16 protein-coding genes are annotated in these 16,543 nt (G+C 72.4%); 9 read left to right on the top strand and 7 right to left on the bottom strand.

What is annotated here, in order from left to right; genetic code table 11:
- Nucleotides 1–64: 64 nt before the first annotated feature.
- Genes ACNAYW_RS04160 through ACNAYW_RS04135 form a run of 6 tightly spaced genes read left to right on the top strand, consistent with a single transcriptional unit; the run spans nucleotide 65 to nucleotide 4,181 of the window.
- Entirely contained in the window at nucleotides 65–373 is a 309-nt protein-coding gene (locus ACNAYW_RS04160) for a hypothetical protein (RefSeq protein ID WP_415848487.1), read from the top strand.
- 1 nt (nucleotide 374) lies between these two features.
- Nucleotides 375–1,457 (top strand): alpha/beta fold hydrolase, encoded by a 1,083-nt coding sequence (locus tag ACNAYW_RS04155; RefSeq protein WP_415848486.1) that lies wholly within the window; start codon nucleotides 375–377, stop codon nucleotides 1,455–1,457.
- A complete protein-coding gene (locus tag ACNAYW_RS04150) occupies nucleotides 1,454–1,984 on the top strand; it encodes a GNAT family N-acetyltransferase (protein WP_415848485.1) in 531 nt (176 codons plus the stop codon). The genes ACNAYW_RS04155 and ACNAYW_RS04150 overlap by 4 nt, the downstream gene beginning before the upstream one ends.
- 35 nt (nucleotides 1,985–2,019) lie before the next feature.
- Entirely contained in the window at nucleotides 2,020–2,787 is a 768-nt protein-coding gene (locus ACNAYW_RS04145; RefSeq protein ID WP_415848484.1) for an SDR family NAD(P)-dependent oxidoreductase, read from the top strand.
- 6 nt (nucleotides 2,788–2,793) lie between these two features.
- Nucleotides 2,794–3,564 (top strand): esterase/lipase family protein, encoded by a 771-nt coding sequence (locus tag ACNAYW_RS04140; protein ID WP_415848483.1) that lies wholly within the window; start codon nucleotides 2,794–2,796, stop codon nucleotides 3,562–3,564.
- Nucleotides 3,561–4,181, top strand: a complete 621-nt coding sequence (locus ACNAYW_RS04135; protein WP_415848482.1) for a QsdR family transcriptional regulator — start codon at nucleotides 3,561–3,563, stop codon at nucleotides 4,179–4,181. Before ACNAYW_RS04140 ends, ACNAYW_RS04135 begins: the two co-directional genes overlap by 4 nt.
- Before the next feature lie 7 nt (nucleotides 4,182–4,188).
- Here the strand turns inward: ACNAYW_RS04135 and ACNAYW_RS04130 are convergent, their stop codons facing one another.
- From ACNAYW_RS04130 to ACNAYW_RS04115, 4 genes are read right to left on the bottom strand one after another with little or no spacing between them, the layout of a single operon-like run.
- Nucleotides 4,189–5,199 (bottom strand): 3-oxoacyl-ACP synthase III family protein, encoded by a 1,011-nt coding sequence (locus ACNAYW_RS04130; RefSeq protein WP_415848481.1) that lies wholly within the window; start codon nucleotides 5,197–5,199, stop codon nucleotides 4,189–4,191.
- A complete protein-coding gene (locus ACNAYW_RS04125; RefSeq protein WP_415848480.1) occupies nucleotides 5,196–5,828 on the bottom strand; it encodes an SRPBCC family protein in 633 nt (210 codons plus the stop codon). Before ACNAYW_RS04125 ends, ACNAYW_RS04130 begins: the two co-directional genes overlap by 4 nt.
- Nucleotides 5,825–7,471 carry a thiamine pyrophosphate-binding protein gene (locus tag ACNAYW_RS04120; protein WP_415848479.1) on the bottom strand — a complete coding sequence of 549 codons (1,647 nt, stop codon included), beginning with the start codon at nucleotides 7,469–7,471 and terminating at the stop codon, nucleotides 5,825–5,827. The genes ACNAYW_RS04125 and ACNAYW_RS04120 overlap by 4 nt, the downstream gene beginning before the upstream one ends.
- Before the next feature lie 59 nt (nucleotides 7,472–7,530).
- Entirely contained in the window at nucleotides 7,531–7,998 is a 468-nt protein-coding gene (locus ACNAYW_RS04115; RefSeq protein ID WP_415848478.1) for a flavodoxin domain-containing protein, read from the bottom strand.
- A 174-nt stretch (nucleotides 7,999–8,172) separates the two neighbouring features.
- On the opposite strand from ACNAYW_RS04115, the gene ACNAYW_RS04110 reads away from it, so the two are divergent.
- The 3 genes from ACNAYW_RS04110 (at nucleotide 8,173) to ACNAYW_RS04100 (ending at nucleotide 11,421) form a co-directional block, all read left to right on the top strand.
- Complete coding sequence (locus tag ACNAYW_RS04110; RefSeq protein WP_415848477.1) at nucleotides 8,173–9,147, top strand: esterase/lipase family protein; 975 nt, start codon at nucleotides 8,173–8,175, stop codon at nucleotides 9,145–9,147.
- Between the two features lie 162 nt (nucleotides 9,148–9,309).
- Nucleotides 9,310–10,746 (top strand): amidase, encoded by a 1,437-nt coding sequence (locus ACNAYW_RS04105; protein ID WP_415848476.1) that lies wholly within the window; start codon nucleotides 9,310–9,312, stop codon nucleotides 10,744–10,746.
- Between the two features lie 15 nt (nucleotides 10,747–10,761).
- On the top strand, nucleotides 10,762–11,421 hold the full coding sequence (locus tag ACNAYW_RS04100; RefSeq protein ID WP_415848475.1) for a helix-turn-helix transcriptional regulator: 660 nt from the start codon (nucleotides 10,762–10,764) through the stop codon (nucleotides 11,419–11,421).
- 81 nt (nucleotides 11,422–11,502) lie between these two features.
- On the opposite strand, the gene meaB is transcribed toward ACNAYW_RS04100, so the two are convergent.
- Genes meaB through ACNAYW_RS04085 form a run of 3 tightly spaced genes read right to left on the bottom strand, consistent with a single transcriptional unit; the run spans nucleotide 11,503 to nucleotide 16,521 of the window.
- Nucleotides 11,503–12,495: a methylmalonyl Co-A mutase-associated GTPase MeaB gene (gene meaB, locus ACNAYW_RS04095; RefSeq protein ID WP_415848524.1), complete on the bottom strand. Its 993-nt coding sequence runs from the start codon at nucleotides 12,493–12,495 to the stop codon at nucleotides 11,503–11,505.
- Complete coding sequence (scpA, locus tag ACNAYW_RS04090) at nucleotides 12,495–14,726, bottom strand: methylmalonyl-CoA mutase (RefSeq protein ID WP_415848474.1); 2,232 nt, start codon at nucleotides 14,724–14,726, stop codon at nucleotides 12,495–12,497. Before scpA ends, meaB begins: the two co-directional genes overlap by 1 nt.
- 1 nt (nucleotide 14,727) lies before the next feature.
- Nucleotides 14,728–16,521, bottom strand: coding sequence for a methylmalonyl-CoA mutase family protein (locus ACNAYW_RS04085; protein WP_415848473.1), 1,794 nt, complete (start codon nucleotides 16,519–16,521; stop codon nucleotides 14,728–14,730).
- Nucleotides 16,522–16,543 lie beyond the last annotated feature (22 nt).

Raw genomic sequence — 16,543 nt, 5'->3', positions numbered from 1 at the left:
TGTTGAAATGATGCAGACGCCGGACCGCACACCGGTACCCGTCGCACCGAAGGAGGTCCGGACCATGGCCAGGTTCTCGTTACGGGGTCTGTACGACGAGATCGAGCGGAGGATCACGCCGCCCGTGGAGTCCGTCGTCCACTCCGACGAGTTCGCGGCCACGATGAAGATCGTCGGCCGCACCCGCGACGCCATCGGGGGCAGGATCGACGCCGTCGGCGCCACGGTCCTGCACGCGGTGAACCTCCCGGCCGGCTCGGACATCCGCAAGCTCCGCCGCCAGGTGGGCGACCTGGACTTCGAGATCCGCCGCCTCCGGAGGGAACTCGCAGAGCGGGACGACAGCGACCGCACACCCGGCGGGGAGGACTGACGTGGGCGTGACCGACGGTCCGCGGGGCGCACTCGACCGGGTCCGCCAGGAGATCGAGCGCAACGCCCTGCGCGCCCGCAACGGCATCAAGATGGCGGCGGGCCTGACCGCCCCGCGGATCGGCGCGTCCCCGCGCGACGAGGTGTGGCGGGACGGCCGCGCTCGGCTGTTCCGGTACCGCAACGACGAGGTCCGGCACCGGCCTCCGCTGCTCATCGTGTTCAGCCTGGTCAGCCGCAGCTACATCCTCGACCTCACCCCGGGGAACAGCTTCGTCGAGCACCTCCTCGGTGCCGGATTCGACGTGTACCTCCTCGACTGGGGCGTGCCCGACGAGCGCGACTCGGCGAACGGCCTGGAGTACTACGCGGACGCCGCGATCCCCGCGGCGATCCGCGAGACCTGCCGCAGGTCGGGCACCGACGAGGTGAACCTGCTCGGCTACTGCTTCGGCGGGAACCTGACGCTGTTGCACGCCGCGCACCACCCCGACTCCCCGATCCGCAGCCATACGGTCGTGGCGTGCCCCGTCGACTACAGCGAGATGCCCTTCAGATCCGTGCTGACCAGCAGCCCGGAGGACCTGGAGCGGGCCCTCGGCGAGGACGGCAACGTGCCCGCCGACGTGGTGTACGGCGCATTCCGCTCGCTCAAGCCCGTCGCGGAGCTCACCGGCTACGTCGACCTGCTCGAGCGGATGTGGAGCGACGAGTACGTCGCCGCGTACCAGGCGATGAACGGCTGGGGCACGGACCACGTGCCGCTCCCCGGCGGCGTCGCCCGGCAGATGGCCACCATGCTCAGCGCCAACAACGGCTTCATGTCGGACCACCTGTTCCTCGGTGGCGACCGGGTGCACCTGTCGGACATCCGGACCCCGTTCCTCGCGGTCGTCGGCGAGAAGGACCACATCGTGCCCATCGCCGCGGCCAGCCCCGTCATGGACCTGGTCGGCGCCGAGGACAAGACCGAACTGCGCCTGAAGGGCGGGCACATCGGTCTCGTCGTCGGGCGCACCGCCGCGAAGACCACCATTCCGACCATCATCGAGTTCCTGATCGACAAGAGCGAGGCCGTCCGATGACCGACACCATCATCCGCACAGTCACTCCCGGCGACGAGGCCGCGCTCGCGGCGATGTTCGCGGGCCTGTCGGAGCGCGATCGCACCGTCATCCGGGAGGACCTGACGGGCCCCACGACCGGCATCGCCGACGGACCCGGGCTCCGGTGGGTCGCGACGACCGAGGACGGCACCGTCGACGGCTACGCGGCGCTGACCAGGCTGCCCGGGTGGTCCGACCACGTCGGCGAGCTCCGGCTCGTGGTCGGGGCCGCCCGGCGCGGCAGCGGAATCGGCCGGCGCCTGGTCCAGGAGGCGTTGCGCGCCGGGATCGCGGCGGGTCTGACGAAGGTGATGATCGAGCTCGCGACCGACGAGGAACGCGTCCTGACGATGTTCAGCGAGCTCGGATTCACCGGCGAGGCGCTCCTGCGCGACCACATCCGCGGCCGCGACGGCGAGCTGCGCGACCTGATCGTCCTGGCCCACCACGCCCACGAGTCCGCGGAAGCCATCGGCCTCATCGGCGTGGCCGACGACCTCGCCTGACCACCCGCACCACCCACCCGTACCTGAGGAGAACGATGACGAACCCCCTGGACCTGTTCCGGCTCGACGGTCGGGTGGCGGTGGTCACCGGCGCGTCGAGCGGCCTCGGCGTCGGCTTCGCGCGCGCCCTCGCGTCGGCCGGAGCCGACGTGGTGCTCGCCGCCCGGCGCACGGACAAGCTCGCGGACACGGCCCGCCTCGTCGAGGGCCTCGGCCGCCGCGCGCTGCCGGTGTCCTGCGACGTGGCCGATCCCGACGCGTGCACCGCGGTCGCGGATGCCGCGATGGCCGAGTTCGGCCGCGTGGACGTGCTGGTGAACAACGCCGGCGTCGCCACCGCGGTGCCCGCGCTCCGGGAGGCCCCGGACGACTTCCGCCGCGTCATCGACGTGAATCTGAACGGCACGTACTGGATGGCGCAGGCCGCGGCGCGGGTGATGGAACCGGGCAGCTCGATCATCAACATCGCCAGCGTCCTGGGCCTGACCAGCGTCCTCATGCCCCAGGCCGCGTACTCGGCGTCGAAGGCGGCGGTCGTCGGCCTCACCCGCGACCTCGCGCAGCAGTGGGGCGCGCGCCGCGGCATCCGCGTCAACGCCCTCGCGCCCGGGTACTTCTCCTCCGAGATGACCGACGAGTTCGAGGACGGCGTGCTCGAGAAGTTCGTCCTGCCCCGCACCGTACTGGGCCGGCTCGGCGCCGAGGGCGAACTGGACCCCGCACTGCTCTTCCTGGCGAGCGACGCGTCCACCTACGTCACCGGCGTCACCCTGCCGGTCGACGGCGGAATGCTGACGAACTGAGGCGAGATGACCACGATCGACGCGGTACCGGCCCCCGGACGGGCCCTCCTGACCACCGACTACGCCCGCGCGCTCTGGGAGGGCGGGGCGCTCGCCTGGACGTGGCCAGCGCTGCTGCGCGCCCCCGGCGGCGACGGCCGGCCGGTCCTCGTCCTCCCCGGGCTCGGTACCTCGGACCTGAGCACCACCACTCTGCGGCACACCCTGCGCCGACTCGGGTACCGGGTCCACGGATGGCGGCTCGGGACGAACATCGGGCCGTCGGAGAAGATCCTGCGCGGCATGCCCGAGCGGCTGCGGTCCATCGCCGAGGCGGAGGGCCCGGTCACGCTCATCGGGTGGAGCCTGGGCGGCATCTACGCCCGCCGCCTGGCGCGCGAGCACCCCGATCTCGTGCGCCAGGTGTTCACGCTGGGCAGCCCGTTCCGGCTCACGAACCATGGGCAGAGCAACGCCCGCCTCGTCTACGAGTTGTTCGGGCGGTGGCACGCGGAGGAACTGGGGCTCCCCCTCGAGCCCGACGGAGCGCCGCTCCCCGTCCCCGCGGTGGCGATCTACAGCCGCCTCGACGGGATCGTTCCGTGGCGACTGTGCCGGGACCCGGCACCGTCGGCGGAGAACATCGAGGTGCTGGGCTCGCACCTGGGCATGGGCGCCAACCTCGCGGTGCTGTGGGCCCTGGCCGATCGGCTCGCGACCCCGCCCGGCGGCGCGGCGTTCCGGCCGCCGCCGGCGCTGCGGTTCGCCTTCCCCCGTCCGGCCGCGTCGGGGTCGTGACGCCCTCCGGCGGAACAGAACCCGGCCGCGCCACCCGCGAGCGCCGGGACGCGGTGATCGCGCGGGCCGCGCAGATGTTCCTCGCCGGGGAGCGGATCGAGATGAACGAGTTGGCCGCGCACGCCGGGGTCAATCGCAACACCCTGTTCCGGTGGTTCGGCGGTCGGGACCGGATCATGGGCGAGGTCGTCTGGTCCATCACGGAGCCCGCGCTCGATCACGTCATCCGCACCGCCGCCGGCGAGGGCGCCGTGCGGATCGCGAACGTCCTCGGCGACTTCTCCTCCGTCGCCAACCGCGGATCGGCGTTCGCGCCCTTCGTCCGGCGCGAACCGGAACGGGCCTTCCGGGTGATGACCACGCGGGCGGGTGGTGTCCAGCACCGCATTCTCGAACGGATCGTCGCGGTGATCGACGACGAGGTCGCCGCCGGCCGCTACACCCCCGAGCTGCCGGTCGACCTGCTCGCGTACGTCCTTCTGCGCACCGCCGAGGCGTTCGTGTACTCCCCGATCATCACCGGCGAGGCCCCCGATTCCGAGAAGGTCCGCCTGTCGTGCGCCGCGCTGCTCGGCGTCGCGTCGCACTTCCTGCCCGCCGCGGTCGACGGCGCGTGACCCTCGCTCAGGTCCCGACCAGCGCGGCCGCCGCGAAGTCCCCGGCGTGCGCGAACGCGGCGAGCACCACGTCCTCCCCGGGACCGATCCGCCCGTCGGCGCGGGCGGTGGCGAAGGTGTGCGGGACGCCGACGGCGAAGAGATTGCCGCACTCGTCGAAGGTGTCGGGATGCCGCTCCGGCGGGAGCTCGAGCGCCTCGCGCCAGTTGCGCAGGAAGGTGCGGTTCGGCTGATTGGTGACGAGGTGGCCGACGTCGGGGCCGCGCAGCCCGCCCGCCGCGGCGGCCGCCAGTGCGACCTCCGGGACGAGCCGGTTGCCGCGGGCGAGCACCTTGGCGATCTTGGCCTCGGTGAAGCCGACGTGCAACTGCCCCTCCCCGGCCTCCCAGTACTTGCGGGGCGGTTCCACGGCGGCGGTCATGTCGCCCGCGTACTCGCTGTGCTGCGCGCACACCACCTCGCGCACCTCGAGACCGCCGGCCTGCGGATCGGCGACGACGAGGGCCGCGGCGGCACCGTCACCGGGAATGGCGGCCTGCGGCAGGTTCCGCACCCGGTCCTGGGTGAAGACGTTCCCGGCGGCGTTGGTGGCGGTGAGCAGCAGCGCCGAGCGGGCGGTGCCGGCGGCGAACATGGTGCGCGCGAGCTGCAGCATGAGGAGGAAGGCCGCGCAGCCTCCGTTGTGCAGATCCAGGACCAGCGACGGCCGCGTGCCGAGCCGCCGCGCGACGTCGCCGCCGCAGCCGACGACGGGCAGGTCGGGCAGCTGGGAGTGGCTCAGCACGACGTCGGCCTGCAGGGCCTCGTCGCCCACCTGCTCTCCCAGCCGGTCGATCGCCGCGCACATCAGGTCGACGTTCGACTCCCCCGCCGCCGCGTGGTGTCGGTACGCGGGCGGAGCGAACATCGGGTTCGAGGTGAGCGTGCGGCTGTCAGCGTCGGCGTACTCGCGGAAGTAGTCGGCGGAGACCCGGTTCTCGGGCAGGTACGACGCGAGCCCGACGATCCGCGGGTTCACCGGTCCATCCATTCGGGCCGGACCGGCTCGCCGTGCGCGTGCCGGTGTTCGGCGATCGCCTTGAGATTCTCGAGCTCCATCTGGTGGCCGGCGCCGAAGGTGTCCCACAGGTCTCCGACCCACACCGGGCGGTCGGGCGGCGCCGTCTCGGGGTACGGGTTCTCGTCGTAGAAGGGGTGATGGCAGTTGACCCACAGCACCACCGAACCGGGGCGGTTCAGCACGAGCTGCGCGTCGACGATCCGCATCAGGTAGATCATCCAGAGGTGCTGTCCCTGGTCCCAGGCGCAGTGGTAGTCGACGGTCCGCGCGTCGGGCTGGGCGACGGTGCGCGTGTAGATCTCGGTGTCGGCGCCGAGCATGTCGCGGGCCACCCACAGGCCCGGCTCGTCGGTCTCGCGGAAGCCGCGCAGGCTGTACGTCCACTCCTCGAGCGAGCGGGTGTCGGAGAGCCAGTCGTACAGCTCGTCGGGCGGGGCGTCGACGTACGACTGCACGGGGCAGAAGTCGCCGTAGATCTGCTGGTGCGGGTACACCGACCGCATGCGGTCGACGAGGATCGGCTGCGCCACCGGGCGCGGATGACTCTCGATCCGGATGGTTCCCTCGATGTCGATGGCCGGGATCATGAATGCTCCTTCGCGGTGTCGGGCAGCAGCGCTGCGAACGGGGGGATCTCCGCGGGGTCGGTCCCGATCTCCAGGCACGACGGTCCGCCGGACGAGCGGGCCAGCAGTTCGGCCGCGGCGGCGCGCGCACCGTCGGGAGTGACCGCGGAGCGGACGGGCAGCGTCGGGAACATCGCGGCGAGGCCGTCCCCGATCCGGCTGGGCCGGAACCGGTTGATGGTGGGCAGGTCGGGGAAGAACCGGCCCTCGCGGACGACGCACATGCCGTGCGCGTCGTTGTTGAGCACGACGAGCAGGACCGGCGCGCGGGCCTCGATCGCGGTGTGGATCTCCATGCCGTGCATGAAGAACGCGCCGTCGCCGGCGAGGATCACGGTGGGGCGGCCGGTGGCGATCGCGGCGCCGATCCCGGCCGCGATGCCGTGCCCCATGCCGCCCATGCCGAGCGCGACGAGGAACCGCTTCCCGGTGCCGAGCGGCAACCGGTGCACCGCGGCCGCGCCGGCGTTGCCGGCGTCCGCGAAGACCAGCGCGTCGCGCGGGATCACTCCGGCCAGCGAGTCCACCGCGTCGGCACAGGTCATCACGCCGGATCCACTCCGGGGCACGACGATCGGCTCGGGCGCGGCCCGGGTCCACGGCTCCCGCCGGCAGGGGCCGGCTTCCGCGGCGAGAGCCCGGGTGTAGGCGGCGAGGTCCCGCACGGACTCGTGCGCGGTGACCTCGCGCAGGGGCGGTTCCGCTCCGACGTGCACGGTGCACGTGACGTCCATCGTCGCGTCCAGGCCGGTGCGGTCCATGAGGTCGAGTTCGGTGCCCAGCGCCAGGATGAGATCGGACTCTGCGGCCGCGCGCACCACCGACGGGTGCCCCATCACGCCGGCGACGCCCACGACCCCGTGCCGAGGCGCGGCGTCGCGGCCGTTGGGGCCCACGGCGATCACCGCGCCGGTCGCGGCGGCGAGATCCGCCACCGGGCCGGCCAACCGTGCCCGGGACGCGGCTTCGCCGAGCAGGATCAGGGGCCGGCGGGCGGCCCGGAGCGTGCGGATCACCTCGTCCGACGGTGCGGGCGCCGGCTGCCGGACGGGCGTGCGGGCCGGCAGCGCGGGGCAATCGGCGACCTGCACGTTCTTGGGCAGCAGCAGCGCCGCGGGGAGTCCGCGCTCGAGGCAGTCGAGCGCACCGTCGAGCGCGGGACGCAGGTCCTCGGGCGCGGAGACCTTCGCCGCGAAACCGGTGACCCCACGCAGCACACCGAGGAGGTCGACGGTGCGCGGCGGGGCGCACATGTCCTGGAAGGCGCCGCGCCCCTCGGCGGCGGTCGGCGGGCTGCCGATCAGCGCCAAGACCGGGACGCGCGACTGGTGGGCCTCGGCGAGCGCGGGGACGCAGTTCATGGCCGCGCCGCCCGAGGTCGCGATGAGGCAGGCGGGCCGCCCGGTCATGCGGGTGGACCCGTCGGCCATCGCCCCGGCACCGAACTCGTGCTTGGCGATGGTCGCCGTGAGGCGGCGGTCGGCGGGCGCGCGGAGCAGCGCGGCGAACAGGTCCTCGGAATTGGCCCCGTGAATGCCGTATGCGTGGCGAAACCCATACGCATACAAAGCATTTGCAATCCGGTCCGCGACCTTTGAAGGCACAAACCTCACAGTAGGCCGCTGTGATGCCGATCACAACAGAGCAGGCGAACGGCGTCCGCTTAAGCGCGCTGCGCCCCCAGTCGGTGCGCGAAGGCCTCGGCCTCCGCGAGATCCTCGGCGCCGGGGTGGCCCCTGTTCATGCCGCCGACCAGCCCGAACGGGCCCATCGTGTCCAGCCCGCGGCAGTGGAAGACCTCCGGTGCGAGCTGGAATCCCGCGTCCGTCAGCAGGTCGGCGAGGTTCCGGGTGTAGCGACGCAGGGGCGTCTCCGGCAGGCCGCTCGTAGCGTAGACGAAGGCGGCGCCCCGCGGCTTCGCGGCGAGGCCGCGGACGAGCCGCAGCAGCTCGGGATCGAAGGACATCCAGTAGACGCCCGAGCCGAATCCGACCAGGTCCGCCGCGTCGATCTGCGCCGCGGTCACTTCCCCGGGCGCCACGACGGGCGCGCCCAGCACCCCGCCGATCCGATCCGCCACCTTCCGGGTGTTGCCGTGATGCTTGGACGCGCAGATCACCAGTGCCGACATGACCCCATCGTGACACGGGTCAGCGACCCCCCGCTCCGGGTCACCGTTCCACCTCCATCCGGACGATCAGACGGTCCCGCGAATCGCGGTATCGGGCATCCGCCCGTCGGTTAGCGTTGCAATCGCAATCGAATCGACACCAGGGTAAGGCGAACACCGACGATGAAGAAACTCATGAGCGCGCTCCTCGTTACGACCTCGGCGATCGCGATGGGATGGGCGGGATCCGGCGTCGCCGCCGCGGCGCCGCTCCCCGTCCGATGGGACACCCTCAGCGCGATCGGACCGGGCCTGTTCCCCGAGAACGCCCCTGCCGGAGCGAATGTTCCGTGCCGGCCCAGCGCTGCGCACCCGAATCCCGTGGTCCTCGTCAATCCGACCTTCGCGAATCAGGCCCTGGCGTACTCCGCCGGGGCGCCGTACCTCAAGAACGCCGGCTACTGCGTCTACACCTTCAACCACGGCAACCCCGCGTACCTCTCGGAGACGCCGATCCAAGCGGTGGACGACATCCGCCGCAGCGCGGAAACGCTCCGGGCCAAGGTGCGCGACGTTCTGCGGCAGACCGGCGCGACGAAGGTCGATCTGGTGGGGCACTCGCAGGGCGGCGGCATCCTTCCGGCCTACTACATCAACGTTCTCGACGGCACGAAGTACGTCGACAAGTACGTCGGCATCTCGCCCAGTCACCACGGCACGTCACTCTCGACGGTCGGCCTCCTCCAGCCCGTGTTCGGCCCGGTCGGGCCCGGCGTGATGAAGATCCTCGAAGTGGTCGCACCGGCATTGACCCAGCAGGCGATCAGCTCCGACCTGGCGGCGCAGGTGTACGGCAAGGGCGACACCCGGCCGGGCATCACCTACACGACGATCGTGACGAGCTTCGACCAAGTGGTGACGCCGGTGTCGCGGCAGTTCCTCTCCGGCGACGCGGTCACCAACATCACGCTGCAGGACGGCTGCCCCACGGACTGGTCCGAGCACCTCTCCACCGCCTTCAATCGCCGAGCCTGGAATCACGTGCTCAACGCGCTGGACCCGAAGCACGCGAAGCCGGTGCGCTGCGAGGCCGTCGCGCCGTACTTCGGTTCCGAACCGCAGCCCTGGGCCTTCGACATGGCGGCGCTGGAGCGATTGGCACGGAAGTAGCGCTTCGCGGCCGGTTCAGCGGTCAGCGGGCTTCGGCGCCCGGCCCCGGCCGGACGGCACGGTAGCGGGTCCGGTCGTGGGTCGGTATCGGGTGTTCATCCGATATGCCCGGGGCGGCGAGTTGCCTAGCGTTCGAACCGGACCGGACACGAAGGAGCCACCATGACCACTTCCGACGCCATCGACCTCGCATGGACCAGCGCCACCGACCTCGCAGCCCTCGTCGCCGGCGGCGGCGTCCGCGTACGCGACGTCGCCGAAGCCGCGATCGACCGGGTCGAGCGGATCAATCCCTCGATCAATGCGATCGTCCACTTCGACGCCGATCGGGTCCGCGCCGACGCCGCGGAGCTCGACCGGCGCCGCACAGCGGGCGAGGACCTCGGGCCGCTCGGCGGCGTGCCGTACACGATCAAGGACCTCACGGCGCAGAAGGGACTGCCCCTCACCTTCGGGATGCTGCCGATGAGGGATCAGGTCGCGGAGGCGGACGCGCCGATCGTGGAGCGCCTGTCCGCGGCGGGCGGGCTCTTCCTGGGACGCACCAACACCCCCGAGTCCGGCTACTACGGCGGCACCGACAATCACCTGTTCGGCCCCACCCAGAACCCGTGGCGCACGGGCTACACCCCCGGCGGCTCGTCCGGCGGCGCGGCGGCGGCGGTGGCGGCCGGTCTCGGGCCGCTCGCCGAGGGCAGCGACGGGGCCGGCTCGGTACGGATCCCCGCGGCACTGTGCGGCGTCGTGGGCCTCAAACCCACCGCGGGGCTCGTGCCCCAGACGATCCTGGCCGGCCGCTTCTATGAGTGGGCGTATCACGGGCCCATCACCCGGACCGTCGCCGACGCCGCCCTCATGCTCGACGTGATCTCGGGCGCCGACCGGCGGGATCCGATGTCCTTCCCCCGGACCGGCCCGTCTTTCGCTTCCGCGGTACGGGAGGCGACCGCGGAGGGACTCCGCGTCGCCTACTCCCCCGACCTGGGGTTCGGGCGGGTCGACCCCGAGGTCGCGCGGATCTGCGCCGCGGCCGTCGACCGGCTCGCGGACGCCGGGGCGACGGTGACCGAGGCGACGCCCGCCTGGGGCGACCCCGAGGAGGCGATGTGGAACGGCGTTTGGGTTCCCGGCTTCGCCGCCGAGCACGACCTGCTCGACTGGGAGGCCGCGCGCGGCACGGTCGACGATGAGCTGATCGAGCTCATGCGAGAGGGCGAGCGCCTGACCGGCGTCGACGTGGGTCGCGCCGACCTCTACCGCGGTGCTATGTGGGACACGTACGCGACCTTCATGGAGGACTACGACGTGCTGATCTCGCCGACGCTCTCGACGGCGGCGTTCCCGAACGACCGGTTCGCCCCGGAGTGGCTCGACGGCGAGCCGCTCCGACGGCGGCTCCTCGGCTGGCTGCTGACCTACCCGTACAACATGCTCACCGCCCCGGCGCTGACCGTGCCCGCGGGCTTCACGGCGGACGGTCTACCGGTCGGACTCCAGATCGCCGGCGGCCACCACGCCGACGCGGTGGTCCTCGGCGTCGGGGCGGTTGTGGAGCGGCTCAACCCGTGGGCCGATACCACCCCCGCGCTCGCGGATTGACGCGACAATAGGGCGATGACCCCGTCCCCGGTGGTACTGCAGGACCGCGTCGCGTGGCTCATCGAGCTCACCCGCGCGGCGCTGCCCAGCGCCGCCGGGGCCCTCGGCCTCCGGCCCACTGCACGAGCGGCGATACGGCCCGTGATCACCTGGGGTTACCGCGCCCCGGTCGAGCGATTCCTCTTCACCGACTTCGTGGAGACCGATCCCGGATTCGCGGCGGTGGTCGCGGCGCCCGAACGCCCCCTGTTCTGGCAGGACCTCCCCGGATTCCGGAACGGGGCCACAGCCCGGTCGCTGCTCGCGCCCGCAGGATTCCGCGAGGGAACGTCGATGGCGTTGACGAACGGGACCGAGCTGATCGGGGCGATGCACCTCAGCTTCGACAGCCCCGACGTTCCCGCGCACGCCCGCGGGTTCCTGGCGTGCCTGCGCCCGCAGCTGATCGAGCTGGCGCGGAGTGTCACCGAACCGGCGCGCGCCGCCCTGACGGCGCGGGAGCTCGATGTGCTGCGACTCCTGGCCGACGGTGCGACCAATCGCCGCATCGCGGGAACGCTGGGGATCGCCCTGTCCACCGTCGGGTCGCACGTCGAGCACATCTACACCAAGTTAGGCGTATCGAGTCGCGCCGCCGCCGTGGCCGCCGGCGCCCGTGACGGACTCCTGCGGTGACGCGCCTGCGGCCGCGGTGAATTCACGGCTCAGCAGCGGTACGAGGCCGAATCCGGCGTCCCGGTCACCTCAGCCGTGGATTCACGGGCGCGAGGAGTGACCGTCGAAGGCGTCGAGGATGCGCTGCGCTGCCAGCGCGGGCGTCAGCGAGCCGTCCTGCACGGACGCCTCGACCTCGGACCGGACGGAGCGGACACCGTCGGAGTGCTCGACCCGGCCGAGGATCGCGTCCCGGACCATCGTCCACGTCCAGTCGACCTGCTGCTGCCGGCGACGACGGTCGAACTCCCCCGCCTCCTGCAGCGTGCTGCGGTGCCGGAGCACGGCGTCCCAGAACTCGGGGATACCGGTGCCCTCGACCGCGCTCTGGGTGAGCACGGGCGGGCGCCACAGCGAGCCGCGCGGGTGGATCAGACGCAGCGCGCTCGAGAGCTCGCGCGCGGCGACGCGCGCCTCCACCACGTGGTCGCCGTCGGCCTTGTTGACGGCCACCACGTCGGCGAGCTCGAGCACGCCCTTCTTGATGCCCTGCAGCTGATCGCCGGTGCGCGCGAGGGTCAGGAAGGTGAACGTGTCGACCATGTTCGCGACGGTCACCTCGGACTGGCCGACGCCGACGGTCTCGACCAGGATCACGTCGAAGCCGGCGGCCTCCATGAGCACCATCGTCTCGCGCGTGGCCTTCGCGACGCCGCCGAGCGTGCCCGAGGTGGGCGACGGCCGGATGTAGGCGCGCGGGTTCACGGCGAGGGTGCCCATGCGGGTCTTGTCGCCCAGGATGGAGCCGCCGGTGCGGGTGGACGACGGGTCCACCGCGAGCACGGCGACCTTGTGCCCCAACGAGATCAGGTGGTTGCCCAGCGCCTCGATGGTGGTCGACTTCCCCACCCCGGGCACGCCGGTGATCCCCACGCGGGTGGCGATCGGCGCGTCCGGTCCCGGGGTCACCTCGAGCAGGAGCTCCTGCGCGCGGGCCTGGTGGTCGGGGCGCCGGGACTCGACGAGGGTGATGGCGCGCGCCAGCACGGCGCGCTTGTCGGCCCGGACCCCGTCCGCGAGTTCGGCGACAGTGATCACGCCAGCTGGTACCCCAGCTTGTTCCCGAGCTCGTGCAGCAGGTTCACCGCGGCGTCGGCGATGACGGTGCCGGGCGGGTAGATCGCCGAGGCGCCCGCCGCGTACAGCTCGTCGAAGTCGCCGGGCGGGATGACGCCGCCGACGACGATCGTGATGTCCGGGCGGCCGACCTCCGCGAGCGCGTCGCGCAGCGCGGGAACCAGCGTGAGGTGGCCGGCCGCGAGGCTCGACACACCGACGACGTGCACGTCGTTGTCGGCGGCCTGCTGCGCGACCTCCTCGGGCGTGGAGAACAGCGGGCCCACGTCGACGTCGAAACCGAGGTCGGCGAAGGCGGTGGCGATCACCTTCTGGCCGCGGTCGTGGCCGTCCTGGCCCATCTTGGCGATGAGCACGCGGGGGCGACGACCGTCGGCCTCCTCGAACTTCTCGACCAGCTCGGTGGCCGTCTGGATGTTGCCGGCGGCGCCGGCCTCGTCGCGGTACACGCCACTGAGCGTACGGATCTCGGCCTGGTGGCGGCCGTAGACCTGCTCCAGCGCGTCGGAGATCTCGCCGACGGTGGCCTTGGCCCGCGCCGCGTCGATCGCGAGCGCCAGGAGGTTGTTCTCCATGCCGCCCTCGGCGGAGCCCGCCGCGCGGGTCAGGTTCGCCAGGGCGACCTTGACCGCCTCGGGATCGCGCTCGGCGCGGAGCTGCTCGAGCTTCGCGAGCTGCTCCGTGCGGACCTTGGAGTTGTCGACCTTGAGGAGTTCGATCGCGGTGTCCTCGGCGACCTGGTACTTGTTCACGCCGATCACCGGCTGGCGGCCCGAATCGATGCGCGCCTGGGTCCGGGCCGCGGCCTCCTCGATGCGCAACTTCGGGATGCCCTCGCTGATGGCCTTCGCCATGCCGCCGTGCTCGGCGACCTCGCGGATGTGCGCGCGGGCCCGCTCGGCGAGCTCGTGGGTGAGCGTCTCGACGTAGTAGGAGCCGCCCCACGGGTCGATCGGCCGGGTGGTGCCGGACTCCTGCTGCAGGACGAGCTGCGTGTTCCGGGCGATGCGGGCGGAGAAGTCCGTGGGCAGCGCGATGGCCTCGTCGAGCGCGTTGGTGTGCAGCGACTGGGTGTGGCCCTGGGTGGCCGCCATGGCCTCGACGCACGTGCGCGCGACGTTGTTGAAGACGTCCTGCGCGGTGAGCGACCAGCCCGAGGTCTGCGAGTGCGTGCGCAGCGAGAGGGACTTGCTGTTCTTAGCGTCGAACTCGGCGACGAGCTCGCTCCACAGCAGCCGCGCGGCGCGGAGCTTCGCGACCTCCATGAAGAAGTTCATGCCGATGCCCCAGAAGAAGGACAGGCGCGGCGCGAACTTGTCCACGTCGAGGCCCGCGTCGATGCCGGCCTTGATGTACTCGACACCGTCGGCCAGCGTGTACGCGAGCTCCAGATCGGCCGTGGCCCCGGCCTCCTGGATGTGGTAGCCGGAGATCGAGATCGAGTTGAACTTCGGCATCATCTGCGAGGTGTACCCGAAGATGTCCGAGATGATCCGCATCGAGGGCGCGGGCGGATAGATGTAGGTGTTGCGCACCATGAACTCTTTGAGGATGTCGTTCTGGATGGTGCCCGCGAGCTTCTCGGGGCCCACGCCCTGCTCCTCGGCCGCCACCACGTAGAGCGCGAGGATCGGCAGGACCGCGCCGTTCATCGTCATCGAGACGGAGACGCCGCCCAGGTCGATGCCGTCGAACAGCTGCCGCATGTCGAGGATCGAGTCGATCGCCACGCCGGCCATGCCCACGTCGCCGGTGACGCGCGGGTGGTCGGAGTCGTAGCCGCGGTGCGTCGCCAGGTCGAACGCGACCGAGAGCCCCTTCTGGCCGGCGGCCAGGTTGCGCCGGTAGAAGGCGTTCGACTCGGCGGCGGTGGAGAAGCCCGCGTACTGCCGGATCGTCCACGGCTGGTTGACGTACATCGTGGGGTACGGGCCGCGGATGAAGGGCACCGCGCCCGGGTACGAGTCGACGGGGTAACCGGCCTCGGCGACCGCGTCGCGGTCCGCGCGGGTGTAGACCGGCTTGACGTCGATGCCCTCCGGGGTGGTCCAGGTGAGCTGGTCCGGCGTGTAGGCGTACGCCGCGGCCGACGCGTCGACGAAGGCGTCCACGTCCGCGCTCGACGGCGCGGCGCCGGGCAGCTCCTCGAACGGGACGTCGGCGAAACTGCCGATGGTGGTGTCGGTCATCTCATGCCCCCAGCCGGGTCAGCAGATCGTCGAGCGCGGCGGCGGCGTCGATCTTCGCGTGCAGGTAGATGTCGATGAGGCCGTCGTCGACGGTGCCCGGCGCGCCGGCGAGCAGCACGAGGGCGCCCTCCTCGCGCAGCGAGCGGGCCAGGCCCTCGCCCTCCGCGGCGTAGCCGGCGTCGGAGCCCGCGAGGGCGGCGATCGTCGCGCCCGGCGAGCCGTCCAGCGTGGCGGCGCCGGCGGCCTGCTCGGCCGCGTCCAGCACCGTCTCGATGCCGCCGGAGGCCAGCAGGTTGGTGAGGAAGGTCGACCGGCCGTTGTGCTGCGCGACGGTGCCGATGGTCACCATCCGGACCCGCGGCCGGACCCCGTGCTCGCGCAGGAAGGCGTCGGAGCGGGTGCGCAGGGCCTCGAAGGGCGCGGCGTAGGACCGCACGACGGGGCCGTTCGTCGCGGCCGACGGTGCCACGGGCGGCTCGGCCAGGTTCGGGAACTCGTTGACGCCGGTGAGCTTGCGGGCCCGCCGGGCGACCGCGGCGTCGCGGCGGTCCGCGGACTCACCGAGCTGCGTGGCGATGCTCTCCTCCGCGGCGCCGCGGGCGAAACCGCCCGCGCCCTCGACGGTCTGGAAGACGCCCCACGCCGCGCGGGCGAGATCGTCGGTGAGCGATTCGACGTGCCACGAGCCGGCGCCCGGATCGACGACGCGGCCGAGGTTCGACTCCTCGAGCAGCAACAGCTGGGTGTTGCGGGCGATGCGTCGGGCGAAGGCGGGCGAATAGCCCTCGACGCCGGCGGGCAGGGCCTCGTCGTAGTCGAGCGTGGTCACGTAATCGGCGCCGCCCAGGCCCGCGCCGAAGGCGGCGACGGTGGTGCGGAGCAGGTTCACCCAGGGGTCGCGCTGCGTGGTCGCGGCCAGCGAGGTCACGGCGTGCACGGGGGCGTTCCCCGCCTCCGGGGCGCCGAGGTGCTGCGCGACGCGGGCCCAGACCGTGCGCCAGGCGCGGATCTTGGCGAGGGTGAGGAACTGGTCGTCGGTGGCGGCCAGGCGGATCGTGAGCTGGCGCAGCGCGGCGGCGGTGGTCAGGCCCGCGGCGGTCAGGGCGCGCACGTGGTCGAGCCCGGCGGCCGCGGCGAGGCCCAGTTCCTGCGCGGCGGTCGCGCCCGCGTTGTGCAGGTCGGCACCGTCGACCACGAGGGCGCGGACGTCCTCGGCGCGGGCGTCGGCGGCGCGGGCGAGCTCGACGGCCTCGTCGACCGAGACGTCGGCACGGCCGACCACCTGCGAGGTGAGCGGAGCGGCGCCCAGGCTGACGCGGACCAGGTCGGCGCGGTAGGCGTCGGACTCGGCGGCCCTGTCGAGGGCGGCGTAGACCTGCGTCGCGGCGTCGGCGGCGCGGCCGCCCGCGGTGAGCAGGATCGGGGCCATGTCCGGGTAGACGCCCTCGAGGAGCGGCGCGGGATCGGGGCGGGTGAGCCACAGCGCGCTCGCGCCGGACTCCAGCGCGCCGAGGACGTCGGCGGCGTCGGTGGTGGCGTCGAAGCGCTCGGCGACCTTCCAGCCCAGGCGCACGTCCGGGGTGGCGTTACCGCCGCGGACGAAGGGGAAGGCGCCGGGCAACGGCGCCTCGGGCAGCTCGTCGCGCTGCGAGTACAGCGGCGCGATCTCCACGCCGTCGTCCTCGGTGAGGGTGGTCAGCGCGACGATCGGATCCTCGGGCGGCGTGCCGCCGCGCGACTTCGCGAGCACGGCGCCGACGGACTCGCGCCATGCCTCGTAGGGACTGTCCACCACGTGGGCCTCCTCACCTGTGGCC

This window comes from Tsukamurella ocularis (genome assembly GCF_965138335.1).
Lineage (GTDB): Bacteria > Actinomycetota > Actinomycetes > Mycobacteriales > Mycobacteriaceae > Tsukamurella > Tsukamurella ocularis_A.
Note: the sequence above shows the minus strand (reverse complement) of the source record. Positions and strands in the feature narration are given on the sequence as shown.

What these genes read in the sequence shown, in the direction of transcription:
- ACNAYW_RS04160 (WP_415848487.1), top strand. Translation starts at nt 65, where the DNA reads ATGGCCAGGTTCTCGTTACGGGGTCTGTACGACGAGATCGAGCGGAGG.
- ACNAYW_RS04150 (WP_415848485.1), top strand. Translation starts at nt 1,454, where the DNA reads ATGACCGACACCATCATCCGCACAGTCACTCCCGGCGACGAGGCCGCG.
- ACNAYW_RS04145 (WP_415848484.1), top strand. Translation starts at nt 2,020, where the DNA reads ATGACGAACCCCCTGGACCTGTTCCGGCTCGACGGTCGGGTGGCGGTG.
- ACNAYW_RS04140 (WP_415848483.1), top strand. Translation starts at nt 2,794, where the DNA reads ATGACCACGATCGACGCGGTACCGGCCCCCGGACGGGCCCTCCTGACC.
- ACNAYW_RS04125 (WP_415848480.1), bottom strand. Translation starts at nt 5,828, where the DNA reads ATGATCCCGGCCATCGACATCGAGGGAACCATCCGGATCGAGAGTCAT.
- ACNAYW_RS04115 (WP_415848478.1), bottom strand. Translation starts at nt 7,998, where the DNA reads ATGTCGGCACTGGTGATCTGCGCGTCCAAGCATCACGGCAACACCCGG.
- ACNAYW_RS04110 (WP_415848477.1), top strand. Translation starts at nt 8,173, where the DNA reads ATGAGCGCGCTCCTCGTTACGACCTCGGCGATCGCGATGGGATGGGCG.
- ACNAYW_RS04105 (WP_415848476.1), top strand. Translation starts at nt 9,310, where the DNA reads ATGACCACTTCCGACGCCATCGACCTCGCATGGACCAGCGCCACCGAC.
- ACNAYW_RS04100 (WP_415848475.1), top strand. Translation starts at nt 10,762, where the DNA reads ATGACCCCGTCCCCGGTGGTACTGCAGGACCGCGTCGCGTGGCTCATC.
- scpA (WP_415848474.1), bottom strand. Translation starts at nt 14,726, where the DNA reads ATGACCGACACCACCATCGGCAGTTTCGCCGACGTCCCGTTCGAGGAG.